This window comes from Armatimonas sp., from assembly GCF_043757465.1.
In the GTDB taxonomy this organism is placed as follows: Bacteria; Armatimonadota; Armatimonadia; order Armatimonadales; family Armatimonadaceae; genus Armatimonas.
Genome location: NZ_JAYVPL010000083.1, coordinates 1 through 22410 on the forward strand (window position 1 = coordinate 1; position 22410 = coordinate 22410).

Sequence of the window (22410 nt, forward strand, 5' to 3'; positions counted from 1 at the left end):
CCGAAGTTATATTTTCTGAGGAGCATTGCTCTTTTTTTTAGAAGTGGCATCTGATTTTTCGGGGAGAGAGTTTTGGGTTTTCATAACTCCCTCCATAGCAATTTTGGTTCCATTGGCAAAAAAAGTTACGGGACAAGATTAGACTCTACCAGGCCATGCGCTGCGAAGAGACGGAGCTGATTGCACTTATCAAGGAGCACTTGAGATAGTCCCTTGCGCGGCTTTCTGGTTCCGATAGAATAGAAATATGGACGCTACCCAGACCCAATCCAGCGCCCGCCCACTGAAAGTAGGCGTCTGAGGGCGTTCCGCCACAAAGTCGCTCCGCGACTACCGGGCCTCTTCTTTGTCGCGGAGCGACTTTTCAGCCTAAGGCTTTCTGACGCCCACTTTCAATCGGCGGATAACATAAGGAAAATCAATGACTGACCTTGCCGCATTTATCGCCGCGACGCCGCTGGCGGACACGCACGAGCACTTGCACACGGAGGAGAAGTTTCTTGCCGATGGCCCTGATGTCTTACAGGACTTATTCGACCACTACACGCAGGCCGATCTCCGGGTCGCGGGGGCGAGCGCCGAGGCGCTGAAACGGCTGACGGATCGTAATGACCCCGATCTTGCCGGGCGCTTCTTAGGCGTTCGGGCTGCCTGGGAGGCGATCCAGCACACGGGCTACGGCGAGGCGGTTCGGTTGACGGCAAAGCGGGTCTATGGGATGGATGAGCTTGCTGTCGAAGCGCTTCCGGCGGCGCAGAAGATCGCGGATAGTTTGTGCAAGCCCGGCGAGCGGCTGCGGCTCTTGAGATATATTGCTAATCTTTCCTATGTCCAGATAGATGATTTTCGTTGGGAGTGTGAGCCGAGTGACGATAATTTCTTCCAGTACGATATTAGTGTGGTGGGGCTGGTGCAGGGCAATGTCCCTGAGGGTTGCGCCACTCCTGAGGTCATTCGAGAACACATCGGCAGCAGTTTCGCGCAGTGGGCCCCGAAGGCCGTTGCGATCAAGAGCCAGCACGCCTACAATCGAACCCTACACTGGCAGGAGCGCACGGACAGCGAGATCAGGCCGCTTTTGGGGAAATCTGAGGAGCTTACGGAGGCCGATAAGCGCGCGCTGGGAGACTGGATGTTTGCGCGGTGCATTGAGGAAGCGATCCGGCATGAACTACCGATTAAGATCCATACCGGGTACTATGCAGGCCATAGCTACATGCCCATCGAGCGCGTGCCGTCGGGCTTGCTGGCGGGGCTCCTGCGCCGCTATCCCGAGGCACGTTTTGTTCTGATGCACACCAGCTACCCGTACGGCCACGAGCAAATAGCGCTTGCCAAGCACTTTCCCAATGTTTTCCTGGACCTTTGCTGGGCGTGGAGTATTGACCCGTATGCCACCCGCGACTTTGTGCGCCATGTGATTCACGCGGTTCCTGCAAACAAGCTCTTTGCCTTTGGCGGCGACTCGTTCTGGCCTAATGCCAGCGTGAGCTATGCGTTTCAGGCGCGGGCGTGGCTGACGCGGGCACTGCAAGCTGAGGTAAGCGAGGGTCTTCTCACGGAGAAACAAGCCCTCACGCTGGCGGCGCGATGGATGGGGGGCAATCAAGCGGCGTGTTTTAATTTGTCTTGATGGGTGTACGATAAAGAATGCAGGAGGGGAGAGTCATGAAACGTGGGGAGATCGTTCGCGCACTGGAGCTGGCCTACACCACCGAGAGTCTGGTCTGGGTCCGCCGAGGCTGGGACACGCGCCCGTGGCGCGGTTTTGTGGTGAGTGCCACGGACACTCTGGTGCTGTTGCAAGTTCTGAACGCAGGGACGATGCGGCTCAATGGCTACACTGCTATTCGGATCAAAGATATCGAGGAGTGTGCTGAGGACGAGACATTCGCTCCCGTTGCGCTCAAATTGCTGGGAGAGCGCCCCAAGCCTCAGCCGGATCTCTTGCTCGTGGACATGCCCGGCTTGCTCTCATCGGTGGGGGCGCACTTTCCGCTCCTTGAGGTCTTCCAGGAGCGCACGGGCAGCTCGTTTCACATTGGGCGTGTGGTGGGGTTTGGGAAAAAGAAGGTACACTTTCAGGCGGTCTCACGCGGGGCCGAGTGGGGGGAAATCCAAAAATTTTCCTGTTCCGCCGTCACCCGCGTGGATTTTGGCGATGGCTACGATGAGGCACTCTGGCTAGTCGCACGCCGCCAGCCGCGCAACCTCCCGGAACGAAAAAAGAACGCATGAATTTTCTGATAGATACCCTTCGCTTTGACGAGAATGGGCTGGTTCCCACAATCGTTCAGGACGCGGCCAACCAGACCGTCTTGATGTTAGGCTTTATGAACCGCGAGTCGCTCTTGCGCACGATTAGCGAAGGAAAGGTCTGTTTCTGGAGCCGCTCGCGCCAGAAGTTCTGGCTCAAGGGCGAGACGAGCGGAATGTTTCTTCTCGTGCACTCAATTCGTGTGAATTGCGAGCTAAACTCCCTACTGATTCTCGCTGAGCCCCTCGGCCCCACCTGCCACACCGGCCACGAGTCATGCTACTTCCGCGAGGCGCAAGAGAGTGAGTGGGTCGAAATAGCTCCGGTTCTCACCGACCCGGAAGCCCTCTACGGCAAGAAATAGGGACGGGGAGATGGCCAAATGAAGCCCCCACCGCTTCCCTGAGTCCAACGGACTGGAGGACGAGTCTTATGTGTTGTTTTTCCGGTGCGGTGGAGAGCGTGACCAACACGCGGATTTTTGCGCGGCTGACCGGCAAAGGAAGCCAGTTTGTGGTCTACCAGATGCGCTGGAAGGCGCAAAAGCCTGTCGCCATGATCCTACCTATTCCTGTGGTGCAAGGCAAGCCCGATGCGGTGCGCTTTGTCAACCTCAAAGAGTACGCCAGCTTCTTCGAGGATCTCAGGAAAGGTTTTCCCGTCGAGCCCCCTACCCGATCTGGTGGCCGCGGACTGAAATCATTTTCCAAGGCAGCCGATCCTACATTGCCCGTTGAGGAAGTGGGGGATTTTGTGGCGAGCTTTGTGCCGACTGTCGCGGACTTTGCCCGGCTCGACCCGCGCTTTATGATTCCCAAAGAGACCTGGGATCAGGTGCCCGGTTACCGACGCTTTGGCTTCACGGTTTTCCAGCTCAAGGCGGCGGCCAAAAACGGTGCCAGTGTCCATCCGATAGCCTTTGAGTTCGACAATCGCATGGGCAACTCCCTGTTTTTCCCCACCCTGCACATCCATGACGGCGCGGTGCACCCGCGTGAGGAGTTCGACCACATGCTCTACGCCCAGGGCGTGGTAATCGGAGAGAAGACTCTTCAGAATGCGGAGAAGTTTGTCGCAATAGACAAGGCACAGGGCGTGATTGATGGTAAGCTACCCCTCACGCGAAAACTCTTACGAGGCCATCTCCAAAACCGCGACACGATCTTCGCAGTGTCGTCATGAAGTGAAATGAAGTGAGCAGTTGTGCAATCTTACCATTGCGCTTGAAGGCAGGGGTATGATATATTATCTAAACGGGTTTTCTAAAAGTTTTGAAGACTCTAAAGTTTGAGAATCATCGTTGAAATTTTACAGGGAGGTTTTCTATATGAAGACAACTTTGGTGTCTGCTAAGAAGGCAGGCTTTACACTTATCGAGCTCCTCGTGGTGATCGCGATTATCGCGATCCTGGCAGCAATTCTCTTCCCCGTTTTTGCACAGGCACGCGAGAAGGCTCGCTCTATCGCCTGCTTGAGCAATACCAAGCAGCTCGGAATCGGCGCCATGATGTATGCGCAGGACTACGACGAAGCTTCTCTGCCGGCGCACATGGGCTATGCCAACAGTGAGCTGGGTTACGGCGCTTCGGGTGTCTACACAGGACGAGGGCCTGGTAATGGCTCCGTGGCGGACTGGAAGCGGTTCTGGCACTACATTATTCAGCCCTACGTGAAGAACTTCAATGTGCTGGTTTGTCCTAGCCTCTCCGCGCCGCAAGGGCCGGACTGGGCAGACGATGCCGAGAATACGCGTGGCAACAAGGGAATCGGCTACGGTATCAACGACCCTATGACTACCTGGGATAGCGATGTTCCGACGATGGCAAACTACAGCCGCCCTGCGGATACAGTCATGTTTGCCGACTCCGGGGCACTGACGATCGGTGCGGATGGCAATATGTGGTCCAGCAACGCCGCCGCTCGTACTGCCTTCCGAGCTAACCCGGATAACTACAAGGGGGCTGGTGGCTACAGCGCCGCTCCGTCCGCTCGCTTCGAGACTCCGCTGCGCTCTAGCTGGGACGGGGGGGGAGATGCTGCCCTGTTCCCCGTGGCACGTCACGCGGGTTTCTGTAACGTGATCTTCTTTGATGGTCACGCAAAGGCGATCAAGCTGAGTCAGTACTGGATTATCCCGGGCAAAACCAAGATTGGTCGTAACGCTGGCGGTGCCTTCGATACAAAGGCCGACTGGGGTGGCCCCTACGATCTCTTTGCCGAGACTGGTGTTCGCGGAAATGCGAACACAGGCTCCGCCTGGTAGGCTCGTTATCGAGATTGCAACGCCGGGAGAGCTTTCTTCCGGCGTTGTTCCTTCGTTAAGCTCATGGATCTGGAATCTCAAGCCGCACCGATACCTCCTACTAAACGTCGCAATGGCCTGCTTCCCCTCTTATGTATAGCGCTCGGGATCGCACTGGGCGCACTGGCGCTTACCCGGTGGATGGCACGAAAACCCCCTCTCCCTCCTGATTCCGCAAGCCTTGAGAGGAAGCAGCGCTACTGGCAGGCTCGCCTCAAGAAAGATGTCACCGATAAAGAGGCCTATCTCAACCTTGGAATTGTTGAGGAACGCTCCGGTTTTTACTTCGCGGCACGGCGCAACCTAGAGGCAGCCCGCTCCCTGGGAGTGCCTGACATGCAGATTTCTGGTCCCCTGGGACGTTCGCTAACCCATCTTGCCGAGCCAGATCGGGCAAAGCCAGAGCTGGAAAAAGCGATTGCGCTCGCTCCTGGAAAATGGGAGCCCGTGGCAAACCTGGCAGGCTTTTACATCAATAGTCGAGTCTCAAAAAGAGCCGATGAAGTCTTGGGCCGTTTCTGGGAGGGTGTGGATAAGAAATCGCTTTCCACGCAGGAGCTAGAACGTCTGAGCCTGGCTTTTTTAGAGTGTGGAAATAATAAATCCGCCTTTGGTGTCTCAAAGTATCTGGTCGAGACAAACCCAAGCTACACGGGTGGCTATATCTTAGCGGCGCGCTGTGCCCTCACGGCAGGTGAGGCGGCATCCGCAAAAAAATACGCAGAAGCTGCTCTTAAAAAGACACCTGATGAGCCGGCGGCACTGTACTTCTATGGCTTGATTCTCAGTAAGCTCAAAGACCACGACGGTGCACTGAAAGTCTGGCAGAAAGCCAATCGAATAAACCCTAGTGCTCCCGATGTCTACGAGCATATTGGCCTGGAATACGCGCGGCGCGGAGATTTCAAGCGTGCTGCATCGGCACTAGAGCGGCTTGCGCTCACCAACCCGGATGTCAATCGTGCCCTTCAAGTCATGGGGGCCTACCGTCAGGCAGGAGATACGGACAACGCGACCTACTGGGAAGCCGTCGCCGCTGGGCTTCAGCACAACTACCCCCTCGCGCTGGAGCGGGCACGCAAAGCTGCTGCCTCCACAGACCCCGTTAAGAAGCGACGTGGGCTGACCGCAATGGCCGAGGCGTACTTAGGGCTGGGGAAGAAAAAAGAGTACCTGGCGACAATCTTTGAGGCCACCAAGAGCGAGACAGTTGATGATTTAGTTCTGCGACTGCGTGCCTACGAGGTCACGGATCAGTACCAGGAACGCCTAGCGTGCCTCGACAAGCTCATCACGCTTGACCCAAAACAAGCACCCTCGATCCACTACCAGCGCTCCGTGATCCTCGAAAAGATCGGCAAGCGCGATGAGGCCGAGGCGGAGCTGGAAAGCGCGGTCAAGCTCGATCCGGACAACCCAACCTACGCGAAAGATCTGGCAAGCCTCTACTTCGCACGCAACAGTGTGGGGGATCGCCTGGCAAAAGCGACCGCCCTGTACGAGCGCGTTGTCTTCCAGCTCCCCGATCAGGAAGATGTCTGGATGGCGCTGGGGCAGTGCTACGCGGCCAAGAACCAGCTCGCCCGAGCTGCACGTTGTATCGAGCACGCCATTGATTTAGAGTCGGGTAACGGACCCGCCTATCTGGAGCTGGGCCGAATCTATGCTCGGTCGGGAAACGCCGCAGGAAGCCAGGAGATGCTCAAACTGTACCAAAAATATGTCGCGTTTGAGCAGAAACGCCAGACTCTTCAGACCAAGGCGCGGCGCAATAACGCCACTTCCGCTGAGATTGCGGAGTATGCGGCCTTGCTCCTCGCTATGGGGGATGCTTCCGAATCGGTCAATCAGTACGAGAAAGCCTACGCGCTGAATCTGAAGGATGCGGCGCTGAAAAATACGCTCAGGGAACTCTACCGACGGTTAGGAATGTCCGAGAAGCTTGAAAGTCTTGAGGATATTGCCCGTTGAAATGCCATTTTTTCGCCTTTAGCCTGGTAGTATTTCTGGTGGGCTGTCAGCCGGGCAACAAAATAAGCAACCCGACAACAAGCGCGGCACACCACCCGATTGTTTTCACCGATATCGCGCACTTTGCCGGGATTGATTTCCAGCATGTCAATGGGAGTCGGGGGCGCAAGCTCATGCCAGAAACCGTCGGCTCCGGCCTCGCCTTCTTCGACTACGACAACGACGGCAAGCTTGATCTGCTCATCATGAACAGCACGACCTGGCCTGGCGACCCCAATCCTATTAAGACAACTCCTAAGCTCTACCACAACTTAGGCACGGGAAAGTTTGAAGATGTCACGGCGAAGCTAGGGCTCGGGATCACGCTCTACGGCATGGGCGTAGCCGTAGGCGACTACGACAACGACGGCTTTGAGGATATCTATCTGACGGCGGTCGGGCCTAACCATCTCTTCCATAATGAAGCTGGCAAAGGCTTCCGTGATGTTACGGCTGAGAGTGGGACGGTCGGGGTGCCGCTGCCGGGGACGAAACTAGAGCACAAGTGGAGCAGTAGCAGCGCTTGGCTAGACTACGACAACGACGGCAAGCTCGATCTTTTTGTCTGTCAGTATGTCAAGTGGTCTCCGGAGATTGACCCATACTGTGGCAAAAACGGAATCCGTGGCTACTGCCCTCCGGGTAACTTCGAAGGGGCCCGCTGCACGCTTTTCCACAATGAGGGTACGGGTAAGTTCCGTGATGTGAGCAAGGAGCTGGGGCTTCTAGATATTGCTCTGGGAAAGTCATTTGGGATAGCCGTGGCGGACTATAACCACGATGGGTGGCTGGATCTCGCGATTGCCAATGATACCTGGGCTAACTTTTTGCTGATGAATGAGGCGGGCAAGCACTTCACCGATAAGGGAGTGGAGAGTGGGATCGCCTTTTCGATGAGCGGAAAAGCCAAGGCGGGGATGGGAATTGATGTCGCGGATTTTCGCAACAATGGAAAACTAGGCCTGGTAATTGGCAATTTTGCGGAGGAGGGTCTCTCGCTTTTTGAGCCAATGGAAGGCATGGAAACAATGTTTGAGGAGAAAGGACAGAGCCGTGGGATTTCGGCACCAAGCCTCTCGAATGTCACGTTTGCGACTTTCTTTTTTGATTATAACCTTGATGGCTGGCAAGATATTTTTGCCACCAACGGCCATGTGGACGATATTGTCAGCACCTATAAGAGCAATTTAACCTTCAAACAAGAACCACTACTTTTTGAGAATAAGCAAGGTGAAAATTTTAGTGATGTGACCAAGCAGTCTGGGATAAACTATAAGCTAGTGGGGCGTGGTGCCGCATACGGCGATATTGACAACGACGGTGATCTCGATGTCGGGATTGTGGACAACAATGGAAAATTCTTGTTGTTGCGCAACGATGGTGGGAATCAAAATCACTGGCTGCGCCTGAAGCTTACCGGCACAAAGTCAAATCGTGATGCGATTGGTGCGCTGGTGACCTTGAGCACAGGAAAGCAAAAGCAACGGCGCTACGTACGAAGTGGTGGTAGTTTTTTGTCGGAAAGTGAGCGCGTGCTTACTTTCGGGCTGGGAAGTGCCACAACTATTGACTCAGTGGAGATTCGCTGGCCTTCGGGAAAGCAGGATACGCTGAGCCAATTGGGAATAAATACAATGAAAACTATTGTTGAAGGAAAAGGGGTTGAGTAACCTATGAAGCAATCAATACCAGTGGGAGCAATTATCGGGGCCGTGGTGGCTTTACTCGCCATCGTTGGATTTGTCGCCTACCGCATGTTCGGTGCGGAGAATAAGACGGGCCCCACCGATGCTAAGACATCAGCAAACTACATGCAGCGTAATAGTTCCAGCTACGGACAGCCGCCCGCAGGAAAGACCAAGCCAACCGGTAATGTAGGAGGGCGGCCTCAGGGCAGCTACTACGGGGGTCCCGGTGGCCAGGGGGGCTATGGAGGCGGTCAGGGCCAGGGACGCTAAGCGTACTACATGCTGACACGTCGGCGTTTTCTTGGAGCACTCGGGCTGGCTCCGCTCGCAGGTTGCAGGCGGGGCGGCTCGTCCACGACCGTGCGGTTCTGGAACGGCTTCACGGGGCCTGATGGCCGCACGATGCTAAGGCTCGTGCGGCGCTTCAACCAGGAGAACCCCGACATCACAGTGCTCATGCAACGGATGGACTGGGGCACCTACTACAACAAGCTCTTTGTCGGTGGGCTGGGCGGGCGCGCTCCCGAGGTCTTTGTTCTTCACACGCGCGCCCTGCTGCGCTTTGCCCGTGCAGGCTTCGCCGCGCCGCTCGACCCGATTCTGGGCGACTTTCCCGCGTCCTCGGACATGGATGCCAATGTCTGGGAAGCGGCCAAAGTGGCGGGTAGCCACTACGGCCTCCCACTGGATGTGCATGCGATGGGCATGTACTACAACAAAAAGCTCTTCCGCGATTCGGGGCTCGACCCAGAAAAGCCGCCCACCAACCGCACCGAGTTTCTGGAGGCGATGCGCCGCCTTAAAAAGCCTGGTAAGAGCGGCGAGCCTGATCAGTGGGGCTACGTCTTTACCAACTTTGAGACGTGTACCTATACCTTCCTGAAGCAGTTCGGCGGCTCACCGTTTACCCCGGACTATACGCGCTGCACGCTCAACAGCCCTGAGAATATCGCCGCGCTCGCGTTTTGCCGGAGCCTTATCAAAGAGGGTCTCGTGCCCTCGCCCGAAAATATTGACTCCTGGATCGGGTTTCGGCAGGGGCGAATCGGGATGGTCTTCGAGGGGATCTACATGCTCGCTGATCTCCAGAAGCAGAAAGATCTGGATTTTGCGGGTGCCCCCGTGCCGCAAGTAACCAATCACAGCGCCGTCTGGGCCGACTCACATAACTTGTGCCTGAAGGCGGGGCTCCCACCCGAGAAACAGCGTGCCGCGTGGCGCTTCATGCGCTTTCTTTCAGACAACAGCGTGGACTGGGCCGCTGGCGGCCAGATTCCCACGCGCCCGAGCCTGCGAGCTACCAAGGAGTTTCAGGCGATGGCGGTGCAGAGTGCTTTCGCAAAACAAATTCCCTTTGTTCAGTACCAGCCACGCCTGCCCTTTATCTTCGAGTACCAGACCGAGTACGGCTTGGCGGTCGAGAAAATACTGCGAGGTAAGGCCAGCCCTGAAGAAGCGCTCGCCGCCGCCGAAAAGCGTATCAACGAGATCATCAAGCGCGAGGCGACGCCATGAAGAAGCGCAATGATGCCTCGGGCTGGCTCTTTGCCGCGCCGCACTTGATTCTCTTTGTTGCGTTTATGCTGGGGCCGCTGCTCTTCGGGCTGGGGCTGAGTCTCTTTCGCTGGGATATTCTCACCACGCGGCCCGCGCAGTTCGTGGGGAGTGCCAACTATCAGGAGGCACTCAAGGACGAGTATGTCACCAAGGCACTCTGGGCGACGGTGCGCTTTGTACTAATGGCGGTTCCCTCGACTCTCATTCTCGCACTGCTTCTCGCGGTCGGGCTCGCACAGGTCTCGGAGAAGCGACGGGCTCTCTGGCGGGCCCTGTGCTACCTGCCGCACCTGCTCACGGTCAGCGTGGTCGGCCTGCTCTGGCGCTGGTTCTACAACACGGAGTTTGGGCTCTTTAACGCCTACCTCACGAAGTTCTTTGGCATCAAGATCGCCTGGCTCTCGGACGTGAACTGGGCCATGCCCGCGATCGTGATCATGACGCTCTGGTGGACTCTGGGCGGCCCCATGCTGGTGTTACTCGCGGCGATTCAGAACATCCCCACCTCCTACAACGAGGCGGCGGCCATAGACGGCGCAACCAGCTCGCAGATCTTCTGGCGTGTCACACTGCCGCTCCTGCGCCCTGTATTGCTCTTCTCGATGATCATGAACGTCATTGGCTCCTTTCAAGTCTTCGGGCAGGTCTTTATGATCACCCGTGGCGGCCCGGAGCTCTCGACGCGAACGCTGGTGCAGTACATCTACGATACGGCGTTTAATAACTACCGAATGGGCTACGCCGCCGCGATCTCCTGGCTGCTCTTTCTGGTAATCGCTGTCTTCTCCGTGGTTCAGTTCCGGCTGATGCGGGAGAAAAAGTAAGTGGAAACTCTCACGGGCGAGCGGGTTGGTCTACGCACGATGACACCAGAGGACGCCCCTGCGATCTTTGCTCTCTTCTCCGACCCTGAGGCAATGCGCTACTGGAGCTATCCGCCCTACACCGAACTCAAGCAGGCCGAGGCGCGTCTAGCACGGGATATTGCCGGAGCCGCTGAGAGTGTCGTGCTCCCGTGGGGAATCGAACAGGACGGAACTCTTATTGGAACCGTCACCCTACACGATCTTAACCTTTCAGGAGGCCGCGCCGAGCTTGGCTACCTGCTCGCAAAGTCCCGCTGGGGCCAAGGGCTAGCGCAAGAGGCCGTTGGGCTTGCCATTGACCATGCCTTTAGCACTCTGGGACTGCGTCGGCTGGAGGCGGATATTGACCCGCGCAACTTGGCCTCGCAGAAACTCTTAGAGCGCCTAGGCTTTGTGCGCGAAGGCTACTTGCGCGAGCGCTGGTGCGTGGCCGGAGAGGTCACTGATACCGCGCTCTATGGCCTGCTGGCACGGGAGTGGAGCTCCAAATGAAACGACGGAAACTCTCACTGGCGGAGCTGCTTATCGCCGTTGCGGCACTGATCTTTGTCTTTCCCGTGGCGATGATCTTTATCACCGCCTTCAAGCCCGATGGCGAGGTAATCAAGTTTGATAGTATCTTGCCCAAACACCCCACGCTGGGAAACTTCCAGGAAGTGCTGGGCACGCCCGAGGAGATCCCGCTGGTGCGCTGGTTCCTCAACTCCCTAGGAATCGCCACAGCAACCACACTGCTGATCTTATGCGTCGCCTCGCTCTCCGCCTACGCGTTTGCACGGCTGGAGCTGCCGGGCAAGAAATGGGTATTCCCAATTATCATTGGGGCACTGATGGTGCCAGGACAGATCCTTCTGGTGCCGGTTTATCTAGAGCTCAACGCGCTGGGCTGGCTGGACACGCCGCTGGCACTGATTGTCCCGGCGGGCGGTAGTGCCTTCGGGTTCTTCATGCTCCATAGCTTCTTCACGAGTATCCCACGCGAGCTAGAGGAAGCTGCCGAGATGGACGGCTGTGGACGGCTGGGAATCTTCTGGAACGTTATTGTGCCGCTGAGCAAGTCTCCGCTGGCGGCGCTGGCGATCTTTGTGTTTGTGGGCTCCTGGAACGACTTTCTCGGGCCGCTCGTGTACTTAGACTCCGTGGACCACTACACGCTACCGGTTGGCGTCGCACTGTTTCAGAGCAGCTACGGCAATGAGTACGGCCTCACTCTGGCGGCGGGCGTTCTGTGCACCCTCCCAACGGTTCTGGCGTTTTTATTGTTTCAGCGGCATATTCTAGCGGGGATGGCCGCCTCGGGGCTCAAAGAATAACATGAAAGAACTCTCTGGCGATATTCAGCATGTCCATGACCCGGTGCTTGCGATAAGTGGTGGCAAATGGCATTTATTTTCTACAGGAACGGGAATCCCCTACCGAACGTCCGACGATGGCATTAGCTGGAAGTATGTTCGTGAGATTTTCACGACGCTCCCCGCCTGGCACAAAGATGTTGTCCCTGGCACGCGCAACCCCTGGGCTCCCGATATCTCGTTCTGGGGAGGCCGCTGGCGGCTTACCTACTCGGTCTCGACGTTTGGAAGCCAGCGTTCGGCGATTGGGATCGCCAGCAATGAAAAACTCGGCGGCGAGGGCTGGCGCGACGACGGCCCGATCTTTACGTCCCAGCGCGGCGATCCCTACAACGCCATTGACCCTAATATCTTCGTGGAGAAAGACGGGACGCCCTGGCTGAGCTTCGGCTCATTCTGGCAGGGAATCTTTCTGCTAAAGCTCGATCCCAAGACCGGCAAGCCCGCGTCGGAGCCCAAGTGCATCGCGGCCCGGCCCGGCTCCACAGCAATCGAGGCTCCGTTTATCACCCAGCGCGGCGGCTGGTACTATCTCTTTGTGAGCCATGATTTTTGTTGCCGGGGCATCAATAGCACCTATAAAAGCGTGGTTGGGCGCTCCCAGAAAATCGAAGGGCCATATCTCGACCGTGAGGGCAAGGCGTTGTTGCTCGGAGGCGGAACGACGGTTTCCCAGGGGCGCGGGCGCTGGCGCGGACCGGGGCACTGCGCCGTGGTGGGCGATTTATTTCTTTGCCACGCCTACGATGCAGAGAGCAACGGAGTCCCAACACTCTTCATGGCCACGCTGCGCTGGGATCGTGCGGGCTGGCCCACTCTGAAGGATCAGCCTAAGCCGCCGCGCTGGAGCGACGTAATCGGCGCTTGGGAGCACACGCCCGACGGCGATGCGGCAACCATGCTCACCTTCAAAGCCGATGGAACTACCAGTGCCCCAGGAGGAACCTGGAGCCGCGAGGGCCTCACGGTGACCGTGCGCTGGCCCGATACTAAAGCGCCGGGTGATGCCTGGCAAGACAAGCTGACTCTCGCCAAAGACTTCGCCACCTACCAGGGAACCAACCAGCAAGGCAAGGCCCTCCGAGGGCGGCGCGTTGCCTGAGACAAGCCCCTGGAAGATTCCCGTCACCCGTGGCGCCGTTCGCTTACGCAACGGGCACTTGCTAGGCGCACGCACCGAGCACGGTAAAGAGGGCGCGGCTGTACTGGCATCGCAAAGCCGCGACTCGGGCCAGACCTGGGACAAGCCCGTTACGGTAATTCGCGACCCCGACAGTGCCACCGACTTGGGCGATGGCGCGTTTCTGGATAGTAAGCGCCATGGTCTGCTCTATGTCTGCCGACACAACCATCACGCCCAAAAATCCTACGCCATCGAGGTCTACCAGAGCAGTGATGGCGCCAAGATCTGGAAGCCCCACTCCACCGTCACCGCGCACACTATCACCGAGCCGGGCGGCCCAAGCCGGGGGCTCTGGGCGCCATTTCTATTTGAGACGCCAGGTGGGCGGCTCCTCTGTGTCTACGACGACGAGAACACGCCACTTCTTAGCGGCTTTTCGGGGCACCAGTGGCTGATGGGCCGCTTCTGGGACAGCAAGGCTAAAACCTGGAGTGAGCCGGTAGTGATGAGCCGCGCCGAGGAGAAAAAACTCTCACGCGACGGCATGGGAACCGTGGTGGCTGTGGGCAAGCGGCTGGTCTGCGCCCTGGAGAGTGTGGCTACCGAACTGCCCCATCCCGGTGTCATCCGCGTTGTCACCAGCGACGACGACGGGCAGACCTGGGCACCACGCCGCCTGCTCTATGCAGCCCCTCAGCGCCCTCACATGGCCCTCACACCGTTTCTCGCAAAGCGCACCGACGGCACGCTGATCTGCATCTTCGGCACCGACGAAGCCCGGGAGACGCCGGATAAGTCAGGGACACCACCGCCGGGGCTGCACCTGGACATCAAGTTCTGCCTCAGCCGAGACGCGGGAGTCACCTGGAGCGCCTCGGAGACGATCTTCGTCGGCGGACACCGCAACTACCTCCCAGGACTCATCGCACTCCCGAAAAACAAGCTCCTCGCGCTCTGGATCAACTTCGCTGAGGACGCGCTTCAAGGGCTGACCTTACCCTGAGACTAAAGAAAGCCCCCTTTGAGATGATAGCTTCAAGCTCAAAGGGGAGCATCCCGGGAAACTAAGTCAAGTTTTCCCTATTGTTTACAACTATCACAGGCTGCGTCAATATTAGCGGATGCTTGCGAATCTCCTTCCATAGGTTTCGACTCCCGAAGAATCTTGCCGCTAACGGAATCACGCTCCAGGATCACTGCTCCCTGACTATCAACGAATGTTGAGATACTGGGGGGGATATTAGACCCTGGAGCCGTCTTAAACCCAGGAGTGATTCGCTTGATATAGGAAATGCACATCCTCAGACGGCATTGCTTAGTGCAGTTCCCGCTTTCTGGAACGACATACATTGAAATCCCATACCATTTGTTTATGCTAAGAGGCCCCATTAGCGCCAGGAGGTGGGTCCCCGGAAATTGTAGGTAAGAGTACCCGACGATTTTCCCCTCCATGCAATACTTAGGTGTCTGATTCGCTGGGGTAGACAACTCACGAACAACCCAATAAACTCGCATTTGCTTAGCTGAGGGACAAATGGTATTCAGGTACTTAAAATATCCATCGTAGATATTCGTGATGTTCGCAAGATCAGGTCCTCCTAATTGAAAAGAAAAAGGATCTGAAATTCCCCCCGTAGCGACCTCTTTTAGAGGTTTCCCTATCAGTTTCGGAGACAGAGGTGGGCAGCAAATACGCACATCATAGGGGGACACTGCTGTAATTTTTGAATCAACAGGTTGCTCTGGACTATTTAGGAGAGCACGCAATTCAGCAGGAATTTGCGCGGGCAGTTGCTGAACTTGCCTCTCAGGTTGTTGGGCTTGAGTGGCTCCAGAGAAGTAACCAAAAGTAGTTACCGTAATAACTACGCCAATAGCAAAGAAACCCATCTTAAATCTTTTCTGAATATTCATCTTTTTTTCTTTCCTTTTCCGTCTTTTCAAACACCCTTGGGGTGATGCAGACGAGCTGAACGAATAACGTTGCGCCGAGGAACCGGAGGAACTTCTCGGGTGGTAGGCCCATAAAAATGAGCAGGAGGCCGAAGATCGCGGTGGCGCTCTCGGCCAAAATCAGTGCCGTGATGACCTCGGTCGCTTCCGAGCGGATTCGGAGCTTTTTGAGGGCGATCAAGGCGGCGACGACGAGGGCGATGGCGGCAAGTCCCGAACAGATCGGGGTGAAGCGGGCCAGCGCGGGGCCAGCTAGCTTCTGCCAGGAGACTCCTGACGAGAAGACCAGCCGGTAGTAGAACCCGTTCGATAAGACGACGGCGAGGCAGATGATTTTTAGGGTACGGGCAGACATTGCTTTCTTTCTCTCCTTCGCTTCATTACGGGTGATGGTATGTATTCTAACAAGATTAAATCAAAGTAGATAGCCCTAAATGGGGGCATTATCATTATTTATTTGCACCCATTTATGTGCAATTGCCTTTATAATGGCCTCTGAACGACTATGAGTTCCAAAAATAGTGTTGATTCTATAGAAATTACTCTTGATCGTTTCTTCAGGGCAGTTTTGAGAGCGAGCTAGTTCTTTATTGTTCGTGGTACCGAGGGTAACGGCATGGCGAAGCAATCTGAGAAGAGCGGGAGTGAGCGGGCAAGCATTGGGCGAGATCAAATTTTTCTCAGGCATAGACAGATTGTAGGACTCGTTTTTCCTCCTGCCTAGCCGTAAATGGGGGTATTTTGGGTATGCTATAAGAATATGATGCCCCCCACGAACCCTATCTGCACTGGGGCGGATCCCTGGGTGATTCACCACGATGGTCAGTTTATTCTGTGCCATGCGCACAAAAATGGCGTTGCGATTCGGCGGGCGGCGACGCTTGTGGGACTGGGCACGGCGACGCCGGAGCGGCTCTGGCAGGCACCGGAGTCAGGGCCGTATTCGAAAGAAATCTGGGCACCGGAGCTGCATTTCTACCAAAATGATTGGTATATCTATGTCGCCGCCGACGATGGAGACAACGCGAATCATCGGATGATCGCACTACACTCGGAGAGCCTGCTAGGGCCATATGTGTCCGCGGGGAAGCTAGCGCTGGCTCCAGACCGCTGGGCAATTGATGGAACACTGCTTGTCCTTCCCAAAACCCAAGAGCTCTACTTTCTCTGGTCCGGCTGGGAAGGGTCTGAGAATACGGCGCAGCATCTCTACATCTGCTCCATGGCCGACCCCCTCACCCCCAGTGGCGAGCGCGTGCGGATTTCATCGCCGGAGCTTGACTGGGAAAAACGCGGCAGTGGCGGGCCGGGCCAGCTCCCGACCATCAACGAGGGCCCGCAGGTTTTAGAGCGCAACGGGACGCTGCATGTCATCTACTCGGCGGCGGGCTCGTGGTGCGACGACTACTGCTTGGGCAGACTGACACTCTCCCCCGGCGGCGACCCCCTCGACCCGAGCGCCTGGAAAAAGCACCCGACTCCCGTTTTTGCCAAGACCGAGAGTGTCTTTGGCCCCGGGCACTGCTCGTTCGTGGACAATGTGATTGTCTACCACAGTGCCCGACACTCTGGCTCCGGCTGGGACCGGGTGATCCGTGCCCAGCCCTTCACCTGGAGCGGCGACACGCCCGAGTTCGGCAAGCCGCTCTGATTGAAGGCAAGAGCCAAGTATCCGACTCAAAGTTCACGGAGGAAGTTTTCCATGCGTACTTTTCTAATTGCTTTTGTCGCGCTCTTTGGAGCCGTGCTGCCCAGCTTCGCACAGGGTGGTTTTGGAGGCGGTAGCTTTGGGGGTGGAATGGGAATGACAACCGGGCGGCGCGGTGGCAGCGGGGATGTGACGAAGGCGGTCAGCATTCTTACGCCTGGTCAGTTCACCGAGTATCCGCTGACGGTCAAGGCAGCAGGTGAGACGCTCATCGCTGAGGTGGACACCACTAACTTCGACTCCGCCCTCCAGATCGTAGATAGTGCCGGGAAAGTGCTGGCCGAGAACGATGACCGGCGTGAGGGGGAGCAAGATGCTCGCCTGCTCTATCGTTTCCCGGCGGCAGGTGCTTACAAGCTTCTCGTCCGGGCATTTAAAGGCGCAGCGGGTGGGCAGTTCGACCTGCTCCTGCGCCGCTTTACGCCCCAGGAGCTTGTCATGGGAAGCCGTGCCGCGCATGCCGGGCACCTGACGGCTCCGACCTACTTTCAGGTGGCACTTACCGAGCCGCAGACACTGCTCATCCAGCTCTCGGGTGCCTCCAACCCCGAGCTGACAATCTTCGACCCGACAGGTGAGCCGGTTGCAGCGAACTCACGCTTCGGGGATCGGAACCGGCTGGAGCTACGTACAAAAGTAAAGGGGAGCTATTTCTTACGTCTGGAGACCGTGCAGCCCTGCGGCATTGTCCTGGATGCCGCCCGTGTCCTCACACACACGCTGGCGCAGAAGAGCGAGCCGCAGGGGCTCAAGGCTGGAGGGCTGGATCTCTGGCGCTTTCAGGGGAAAATGGGCCAACTGGTGCGGCTCAGCACGCTTGGGGAGGGGGTGGCGCTGAGCACGAATCTGGAGCTTATGGTTCCTGATGGTATGCCCATCGAGGAGCGCGAGGCTCTCGCTGCCCGTGGTCTGGCCCGGCTAAGCGTGCCTGCCAAAGCCATAGGCGAACAGGTGGTGGTGCTCAACCGAGACGGACTCTACGAGCTGGCTATCGCGCAGCCGCAGGCACAGCCTGTGCGCTACACGCTCTCCAGTACCGCTACTGTGCGTCGCTGGGATGTCCTCGCGCCTCTGAAAGAAACACTGCCCCTAGGCAAGGCGGAGTTTTTCCAGCTCACCGGAAAAGCGGGCGAGATTCTCTTGCTGGAAGGCCACTCGGAGCAGTTCGATATCGCGCTGGAGCTCTTCAACGAGCAAGGCACTCTGGTCGCCAGCAACGATGATAACGGAAGCGGCACGGAGCGCAATGCGCGGATTCGCTCGCTACTCACCGCAAATGGTGCGTATTTTCTGCGTGTCCATGCCTTCGGTGACGGCGGCAGTGGCAACTACGAGCTACGCCGCACCACAACTCCGCTACGCCCCCTGAGCATCGGGGGGCGGCAGGAAGGGACTCTGGAGACCTCTAGTCCTCTGATCTTTTCGTTTACCGGAAAGCCTGGTCAGGCGCTACTCTTAAGCGCACGCTCAACCGACTGTGACACCCTGGTACGTGTCTACGGCCCCGACGGCACCCTGGTGGGCACCGACGACGACAATGGCGGCGGGAGCAACAGCCTGCTTGCCTTCACCCCCGTGCGTGAGGGCACCTATACAATCTGGCTCTCCAGTAAAGTGGGGGCAGGCAAAGTCACCGTCCGCCTGATCGAGGCGGACTGAGTCACTTAGTCGCTGGGAAGAAAAACCCAGACATCGGGGCGGCCTGAGTTGCAGTGGACAGCCCGTGACAGAAAACTCAGGCCCGCCCAGGAGAAGTAGATCGCCATCCGCGCCCCCTGCCAGGCATCGAAGCCCAAGAGAGGCTTGGCAAAACTCTGAAGCCGTCGCTCCACGGAGGGGAGCGGATGAAACGTGCGTTCGACTCTCTCAGACCGGGCATACTCGTCGTCCTGATCCTGATCGAGTTTCCGAATCACGTCCTCCAGCAGCTCCGGCGAGACGCCGTGTTGTAGTGCGTACTGATCTCCCCCAAAGACACCGTTTTGCGACGGGCGAGGGAGTAGCAAGAGCCCCAGAAACGACCAGAGGGTAAACCACAAGCTCACTGTGATCAATCCCGCCACCGACGAAGCTCCGCCCGAGAGCACCAGCGCCAGGCAGAAGCCCGCCAGGTTCCAGCCAAAGCCCAGTAGCAAGCCACGTGTACGCGAGCCGCTCCGCACAACGCCAAGCTTGCGAAGAAGCACCATGTCTAGCTGCTCAGGCGTCAGCTTCTCAACCCAGTGCGCGGGAAGAATCACGGACTCACGGCCCGGCAGTCCGACAACTCCGCCCGTAAAGTAGCGCTCCCCACCTGAAGCAAGCAGGTAGCCTTTTGCAGGCGAGTAGCGCAGGCCACCCATCACCTGTGCCAGAAGGGGCTGTAGAAGCAGAAGTGCGAGCTGCAAGCCACAGAAAACGCCCAACACTAGCAGCGAGCCGCCCGCCCGTGCTGCACTCAGCAACCCCAGGCTGAAAGTGAGAAGCAAGCCGCTATGCAACACTGCCCCACGGAGCCAGCGGCCAAAGAACGCCCGAAAGCTCGCCTTGCTACGAGCATACTCGCCGGGCAGCACAAAGCCGCCAAAGAGATCAAAGGGCGCACTGAGAACCGCGTAGGCAAGAAGAACAAGAAGCAGCTCTCTTAGCTCGCTGGGGTTTGGCGTTGTACTTGCCGAAAGAAATCGCAACGGAAATTGGACGAGAAGAAGCAGAGCCGCGAGAACCACAACCGTCCCGACCCCGGTGATTCCCAGCCACAGCCGGGCGCGTGCATAGCTCATCATATGTAGCTCGCAACCTTGTGGAGCGCATTTCTGTTCCCATTTACAACACGGTACACTTAAAACCATGAACACGTACACCAACCCAGTCTGGGACGCGGACTTCCCCGACCCGCATGTGCTTGCCTGGAAGGGCCGGTTCTATGCCTACGCCACGGAGACATTTGCACGGGGAAGAGGCTTTCAGGTGATGGAGTCCAGTGACCTGGTGCACTGGACGCACAAGGGAATTTGTTTCACGCCGCCATGGTCGCAAGAGCACCTCTGGGCTCCCGAGGTAATCGCCCACAAAAACGCGCTCTGGATGACCTACTCGGCGCTGAATCCACAGACTAAAAAACACGATATCGGGATCGCTGTTGCAAGCAAACCAACAGGGCCGTTTGTGCACAAAGCGATTCTGGTGAGCGGCGAGAACAATAAAGTGGGTGTGATTGACACGACGGTGCATCTCGAAAAAGACGGTAGCGCGTGGCTGCTCTACTCCGAGGAGGAGCCACGCCGCATTGTGATGTGCAAGCTCGCAAGCGACTGGCTGAGCACCGTGGGAGAACCTATCGAGATCGTCCGACCCACGGAGCCCTGGGAGCGCGGCGTCAACGAGGCCCCCACTGTACTGGTGCGGGGCGGAAAGTACCATCTGCTCTACTCCGCGGGCTGGTTTGAGTCCAGCAAGCGCGAGGCCAGCTACTGCATTGCCCACGCCGTGAGTGAGAAGCTCGCTGGGCCCTACAAAAAAACGGGCGCAATTCTGGCCAGTCTGCCGGGCCGTGTCTGGGGGCCGGGGCATCAGTGCGTGGTGACAGTCGGGAAAAACAAAGACGACTGGCTACTCTACCACGGCTGGAGCGATACAAACGAGCCACGCTACGGCTCCAATCCAAGAGGCCGAACACTGCGCTTGGAAAGACTTAGCTGGCAGGGTGGCATTCCACAGGCCATTGCACCTACGACGACACCACAGCCTGCGCCAGGAATTTAGGGTTATAATGCAATATGACTGAGAAGCCTCTGGCACGCCGCATCGCGGAGCGCGGGTTTCCGTCGGTATTTCAGGCATGGAGCCCCGCCGACGAGCCCAAAGGCATCTCTGCCGACGCAATGCTGGCACGCCACGACTTAATCTTTGAAGGCCCCGAGTTCTTCGGCCTGCGCTGGAATAAGCAACCCACCGGGCTGGCCGATGGCTTCACACCGGAGAGTATCGAAGCGGCAAAGAAGCGCCGGGCGGAGCTTCTGACGCGCAACCCCAATACGGTGCTCATCGCTGAGATTCGCTATAGAGACGCCCACACGAGCTATCTGCCAGAGAACCATGCCTGGTGGAAGCGCGATAAAATCGGCAAGCGTGCGCCCGGCTGGGAAGAGGGCGGCTATTTTTTGCTGGACTTCGCCAATCCCGCGTTTCGTGAGCAAGTGGCGGCGCAGGCCAAAGCCGCCGTGGCGAGCGGGGTACTTGATGGCGTGATGCTGGACTGGTGGATAGACGACGAGGAGAGAGTCGCGCTGGCAAAAGCCGTTCGCGAGGCCATCGGGCCAAATGCGCTGATTCTTGCCAACGCCAATGATCGGCAGACACCGCGCACCGCGCCGCTGATCAATGGCTTTTTCATGGAGTGCTACCGCAGCAAGACCCCCGACGACTGGCGGCGAATCGCCCAAACTCTGGAGTGGGCGGAGCGGAGCCTGCGCCAGCCGCGTATCAACTGTGTGGAGAGCTGGTACCATAAGAGCCGCGATGACCGACAGCTCATGCGCCTGATCTCCACCCTGACGCTCTGTCTCTCGGGCGGCTACTGCCTCTTCTCCGACCCAAACGATCTCCCGACTCCCGACCATCGCCACCGCTGGTATGAGTTCTGGAACAAGTCGCTGGGAAGGCCGATTGAGCGTGGGACGCCGCTTGGGATGGCCGACAAAGCCCACCCACTCGGCTGGTATAGAGACTTCGACAAAGGCCGCGTGGTCTGCGTGCTCCCCGATGCCAAATCCTTTGAAATCCAGCTTGACGTGCTCCACAAAAGCGCCGCCACGGGCAAAGTCAGTAAAACCCACACCATCCCTCCCGGCGACGGTGACTTACTACGACGAATTTAAATATTTGTCTGTGCTACAATACTTGGGGAAAATACTGGTTTATGAATATCATCACGCGTAACAATGTCCAAATTTTTGGTGACGAAGGTCCGGTGCTTCTCTACGCGCATGGGTTTGGCTGCAATGAAACTCCCCGGGGCAAGCCCCGAAGTATCTCAAGGACTGAGGAATTGGGAACCTCAACTCCTGAGAGAGTCGAGGACACTCCAAAAGGTGAACGGGGCAAGCCCCGAGGTATCGTACCCGTAAGGAATAAAAAAGAAAAAAAGCGAATACGATGCTTGACGAGCTCGCTGCGGTGACTGCGGCCCCGCAGCACCATAAAGTCTTACTCGAAACCGACCAAGTGCGCGTCCTAGAGACCATCATCCCCCCCGGCGACGGTGACTTGCTGTTACGGGGGTAAACAAAGAGGCAACGATGCTCAAAAAACTTCCCTGGCAAGACATCTGCAAGTTCCTCTCGGGAGCTTTTTTCGTCAGTGCGGGCGTTCTTGTTTATCTCTACCGGGCACAGGTCTCCGTGCCGCTCCTGGGCACGAACTTTATCGCGACCCCTGAGCTCAGCGGCGCACGCTCTCTTGTCCACACCATCCTCTTCGTGACTTGTTTTTACCTGGGTTTTCTGCGGAATCGAGACGGAATATGTCAATGATTTTGAGACACTTTTCTTTTTTAATTTAGACTCTTTTTGCCTCCAGACTTTCCCGGCAATCATTGCCCGCCGCTTCTGTTA

Annotated in this window: 24 protein-coding genes; 20 read left to right on the forward strand and 4 right to left on the reverse strand. The window is 57.3% G+C overall.

The annotated features are described in order from the left end of the window. Window positions 1–421 precede the first annotated feature (421 nt). The 14 genes from ACH2ED_RS11120 to ACH2ED_RS11185 all read left to right on the forward strand — a co-directional run bounded on the left by ACH2ED_RS11120 (window position 422) and on the right by ACH2ED_RS11185 (window position 14158). Window positions 422–1633 carry an amidohydrolase family protein gene (locus ACH2ED_RS11120; RefSeq protein ID WP_395091021.1) on the forward strand — a complete coding sequence of 404 codons (1212 nt, stop codon included), beginning with the start codon at window positions 422–424 and terminating at the stop codon, window positions 1631–1633. A gap of 35 nt (window positions 1634–1668) precedes the next feature. Continuing rightward, window positions 1669–2238 carry a hypothetical protein gene (locus ACH2ED_RS11125; protein WP_395091022.1) on the forward strand — a complete coding sequence of 190 codons (570 nt, stop codon included), beginning with the start codon at window positions 1669–1671 and terminating at the stop codon, window positions 2236–2238. Further along, window positions 2235–2621 (forward strand): phosphoribosyl-AMP cyclohydrolase, encoded by a 387-nt coding sequence (hisI, locus tag ACH2ED_RS11130; protein WP_395091024.1) that lies wholly within the window; start codon window positions 2235–2237, stop codon window positions 2619–2621. Before ACH2ED_RS11125 ends, hisI begins: the two co-directional genes overlap by 4 nt. 68 nt (window positions 2622–2689) lie before the next feature. After that, window positions 2690–3439, forward strand: a complete 750-nt coding sequence (locus tag ACH2ED_RS11135; protein WP_395091025.1) for a hypothetical protein — start codon at window positions 2690–2692, stop codon at window positions 3437–3439. 145 nt (window positions 3440–3584) lie between these two features. Beyond that, window positions 3585–4520, forward strand: a complete 936-nt coding sequence (locus ACH2ED_RS11140) for a prepilin-type N-terminal cleavage/methylation domain-containing protein (protein WP_395091027.1) — start codon at window positions 3585–3587, stop codon at window positions 4518–4520. Window positions 4521–4583: 63 nt separating this feature from the next. Further along, on the forward strand, window positions 4584–6530 hold the full coding sequence (locus tag ACH2ED_RS11145; RefSeq protein WP_395091029.1) for a tetratricopeptide repeat protein: 1947 nt from the start codon (window positions 4584–4586) through the stop codon (window positions 6528–6530). Beyond that, entirely contained in the window at window positions 6527–8239 is a 1713-nt protein-coding gene (locus ACH2ED_RS11150) for a CRTAC1 family protein (RefSeq protein WP_395091031.1), read from the forward strand. Before ACH2ED_RS11145 ends, ACH2ED_RS11150 begins: the two co-directional genes overlap by 4 nt. A gap of 3 nt (window positions 8240–8242) precedes the next feature. Continuing rightward, a complete protein-coding gene (locus tag ACH2ED_RS11155) occupies window positions 8243–8527 on the forward strand; it encodes a hypothetical protein (RefSeq protein ID WP_395091032.1) in 285 nt (94 codons plus the stop codon). A 9-nt stretch (window positions 8528–8536) separates the two neighbouring features. Further along, window positions 8537–9772, forward strand: coding sequence for an ABC transporter substrate-binding protein (locus ACH2ED_RS11160; protein ID WP_395091033.1), 1236 nt, complete (start codon window positions 8537–8539; stop codon window positions 9770–9772). Further along, complete coding sequence (locus ACH2ED_RS11165) at window positions 9769–10638, forward strand: carbohydrate ABC transporter permease (protein ID WP_395091035.1); 870 nt, start codon at window positions 9769–9771, stop codon at window positions 10636–10638. Before ACH2ED_RS11160 ends, ACH2ED_RS11165 begins: the two co-directional genes overlap by 4 nt. After that, the gene (locus ACH2ED_RS11170) at window positions 10639–11172 is read left to right on the forward strand and encodes a GNAT family N-acetyltransferase (RefSeq protein WP_395091037.1); all 534 of its coding nucleotides are present in this window, start codon (window positions 10639–10641) and stop codon (window positions 11170–11172) included. After that, window positions 11169–11993, forward strand: coding sequence for a carbohydrate ABC transporter permease (locus ACH2ED_RS11175; RefSeq protein WP_395091039.1), 825 nt, complete (start codon window positions 11169–11171; stop codon window positions 11991–11993). Before ACH2ED_RS11170 ends, ACH2ED_RS11175 begins: the two co-directional genes overlap by 4 nt. Window position 11994: 1 nt before the next feature. Further along, complete coding sequence (locus ACH2ED_RS11180) at window positions 11995–13134, forward strand: arabinan endo-1,5-alpha-L-arabinosidase (protein WP_395091041.1); 1140 nt, start codon at window positions 11995–11997, stop codon at window positions 13132–13134. Further along, a complete protein-coding gene (locus ACH2ED_RS11185; RefSeq protein WP_395091043.1) occupies window positions 13127–14158 on the forward strand; it encodes a sialidase family protein in 1032 nt (343 codons plus the stop codon). Before ACH2ED_RS11180 ends, ACH2ED_RS11185 begins: the two co-directional genes overlap by 8 nt. Before the next feature lie 77 nt (window positions 14159–14235). Here the strand turns inward: ACH2ED_RS11185 and ACH2ED_RS11190 are convergent, their stop codons facing one another. From ACH2ED_RS11190 to ACH2ED_RS11200, 3 genes are all read right to left on the reverse strand, one after another. Continuing rightward, complete coding sequence (locus tag ACH2ED_RS11190) at window positions 14236–15069, reverse strand: hypothetical protein (protein WP_395091044.1); 834 nt, start codon at window positions 15067–15069, stop codon at window positions 14236–14238. Further along, entirely contained in the window at window positions 15047–15463 is a 417-nt protein-coding gene (locus ACH2ED_RS11195; protein WP_395091046.1) for a hypothetical protein, read from the reverse strand. The genes ACH2ED_RS11190 and ACH2ED_RS11195 overlap by 23 nt, the downstream gene beginning before the upstream one ends. A gap of 75 nt (window positions 15464–15538) precedes the next feature. Further along, on the reverse strand, window positions 15539–15796 hold the full coding sequence (locus tag ACH2ED_RS11200) for a hypothetical protein (protein WP_395091048.1): 258 nt from the start codon (window positions 15794–15796) through the stop codon (window positions 15539–15541). A gap of 72 nt (window positions 15797–15868) precedes the next feature. On the opposite strand from ACH2ED_RS11200, the gene ACH2ED_RS11205 reads away from it, so the two are divergent. Continuing rightward, on the forward strand, window positions 15869–16759 hold the full coding sequence (locus ACH2ED_RS11205; RefSeq protein ID WP_395091050.1) for a family 43 glycosylhydrolase: 891 nt from the start codon (window positions 15869–15871) through the stop codon (window positions 16757–16759). Window positions 16760–16810: 51 nt separating this feature from the next. After that, the gene (locus ACH2ED_RS11210) at window positions 16811–18475 is read left to right on the forward strand and encodes a PPC domain-containing protein (protein WP_395091051.1); all 1665 of its coding nucleotides are present in this window, start codon (window positions 16811–16813) and stop codon (window positions 18473–18475) included. Between the two features lie 5 nt (window positions 18476–18480). Here the strand turns inward: ACH2ED_RS11210 and ACH2ED_RS11215 are convergent, their stop codons facing one another. Beyond that, window positions 18481–19581 carry a hypothetical protein gene (locus tag ACH2ED_RS11215; protein ID WP_395091053.1) on the reverse strand — a complete coding sequence of 367 codons (1101 nt, stop codon included), beginning with the start codon at window positions 19579–19581 and terminating at the stop codon, window positions 18481–18483. Between the two features lie 64 nt (window positions 19582–19645). On the opposite strand from ACH2ED_RS11215, the gene ACH2ED_RS11220 reads away from it, so the two are divergent. The 4 genes from ACH2ED_RS11220 (at window position 19646) to ACH2ED_RS11235 (ending at window position 22329) form a co-directional block, all read left to right on the forward strand. Then, entirely contained in the window at window positions 19646–20560 is a 915-nt protein-coding gene (locus ACH2ED_RS11220; RefSeq protein ID WP_395091055.1) for a family 43 glycosylhydrolase, read from the forward strand. 14 nt (window positions 20561–20574) lie between these two features. Continuing rightward, window positions 20575–21675 carry a hypothetical protein gene (locus ACH2ED_RS11225; RefSeq protein WP_395091057.1) on the forward strand — a complete coding sequence of 367 codons (1101 nt, stop codon included), beginning with the start codon at window positions 20575–20577 and terminating at the stop codon, window positions 21673–21675. A gap of 277 nt (window positions 21676–21952) precedes the next feature. Further along, complete coding sequence (locus tag ACH2ED_RS11230) at window positions 21953–22081, forward strand: hypothetical protein (RefSeq protein ID WP_395091059.1); 129 nt, start codon at window positions 21953–21955, stop codon at window positions 22079–22081. Between the two features lie 14 nt (window positions 22082–22095). Then, window positions 22096–22329, forward strand: a complete 234-nt coding sequence (locus ACH2ED_RS11235; RefSeq protein WP_395091061.1) for a hypothetical protein — start codon at window positions 22096–22098, stop codon at window positions 22327–22329. The last annotated feature ends 81 nt before the right edge of the window (window positions 22330–22410 follow it).

Excerpts from the sequence above, each read along its gene's own strand:
- ACH2ED_RS11120 (WP_395091021.1), top strand. The coding sequence starts at position 422 with ATGACTGACCTTGCCGCATTTATCGCCGCGACGCCGCTGGCGGACACG.
- ACH2ED_RS11145 (WP_395091029.1), top strand. The coding sequence starts at position 4,584 with ATGGATCTGGAATCTCAAGCCGCACCGATACCTCCTACTAAACGTCGC.
- ACH2ED_RS11210 (WP_395091051.1), top strand. The coding sequence starts at position 16,811 with ATGCGTACTTTTCTAATTGCTTTTGTCGCGCTCTTTGGAGCCGTGCTG.
- ACH2ED_RS11215 (WP_395091053.1), bottom strand. The coding sequence starts at position 19,581 with ATGATGAGCTATGCACGCGCCCGGCTGTGGCTGGGAATCACCGGGGTC.
- ACH2ED_RS11165 (WP_395091035.1), top strand. The coding sequence starts at position 9,769 with ATGAAGAAGCGCAATGATGCCTCGGGCTGGCTCTTTGCCGCGCCGCAC.
- hisI (WP_395091024.1), top strand. The coding sequence starts at position 2,235 with ATGAATTTTCTGATAGATACCCTTCGCTTTGACGAGAATGGGCTGGTT.
- ACH2ED_RS11160 (WP_395091033.1), top strand. The coding sequence starts at position 8,537 with ATGCTGACACGTCGGCGTTTTCTTGGAGCACTCGGGCTGGCTCCGCTC.
- ACH2ED_RS11195 (WP_395091046.1), bottom strand. The coding sequence starts at position 15,463 with ATGTCTGCCCGTACCCTAAAAATCATCTGCCTCGCCGTCGTCTTATCG.
- ACH2ED_RS11140 (WP_395091027.1), top strand. The coding sequence starts at position 3,585 with ATGAAGACAACTTTGGTGTCTGCTAAGAAGGCAGGCTTTACACTTATC.
- ACH2ED_RS11235 (WP_395091061.1), top strand. The coding sequence starts at position 22,096 with ATGCTCAAAAAACTTCCCTGGCAAGACATCTGCAAGTTCCTCTCGGGA.
- ACH2ED_RS11230 (WP_395091059.1), top strand. The coding sequence starts at position 21,953 with ATGCTTGACGAGCTCGCTGCGGTGACTGCGGCCCCGCAGCACCATAAA.
- ACH2ED_RS11155 (WP_395091032.1), top strand. The coding sequence starts at position 8,243 with ATGAAGCAATCAATACCAGTGGGAGCAATTATCGGGGCCGTGGTGGCT.
- ACH2ED_RS11220 (WP_395091055.1), top strand. The coding sequence starts at position 19,646 with ATGAACACGTACACCAACCCAGTCTGGGACGCGGACTTCCCCGACCCG.
- ACH2ED_RS11190 (WP_395091044.1), bottom strand. The coding sequence starts at position 15,069 with ATGAATATTCAGAAAAGATTTAAGATGGGTTTCTTTGCTATTGGCGTA.
- ACH2ED_RS11175 (WP_395091039.1), top strand. The coding sequence starts at position 11,169 with ATGAAACGACGGAAACTCTCACTGGCGGAGCTGCTTATCGCCGTTGCG.
- ACH2ED_RS11125 (WP_395091022.1), top strand. The coding sequence starts at position 1,669 with ATGAAACGTGGGGAGATCGTTCGCGCACTGGAGCTGGCCTACACCACC.
- ACH2ED_RS11200 (WP_395091048.1), bottom strand. The coding sequence starts at position 15,796 with ATGCCTGAGAAAAATTTGATCTCGCCCAATGCTTGCCCGCTCACTCCC.
- ACH2ED_RS11225 (WP_395091057.1), top strand. The coding sequence starts at position 20,575 with ATGACTGAGAAGCCTCTGGCACGCCGCATCGCGGAGCGCGGGTTTCCG.
- ACH2ED_RS11205 (WP_395091050.1), top strand. The coding sequence starts at position 15,869 with ATGATGCCCCCCACGAACCCTATCTGCACTGGGGCGGATCCCTGGGTG.
- ACH2ED_RS11135 (WP_395091025.1), top strand. The coding sequence starts at position 2,690 with ATGTGTTGTTTTTCCGGTGCGGTGGAGAGCGTGACCAACACGCGGATT.
- ACH2ED_RS11180 (WP_395091041.1), top strand. The coding sequence starts at position 11,995 with ATGAAAGAACTCTCTGGCGATATTCAGCATGTCCATGACCCGGTGCTT.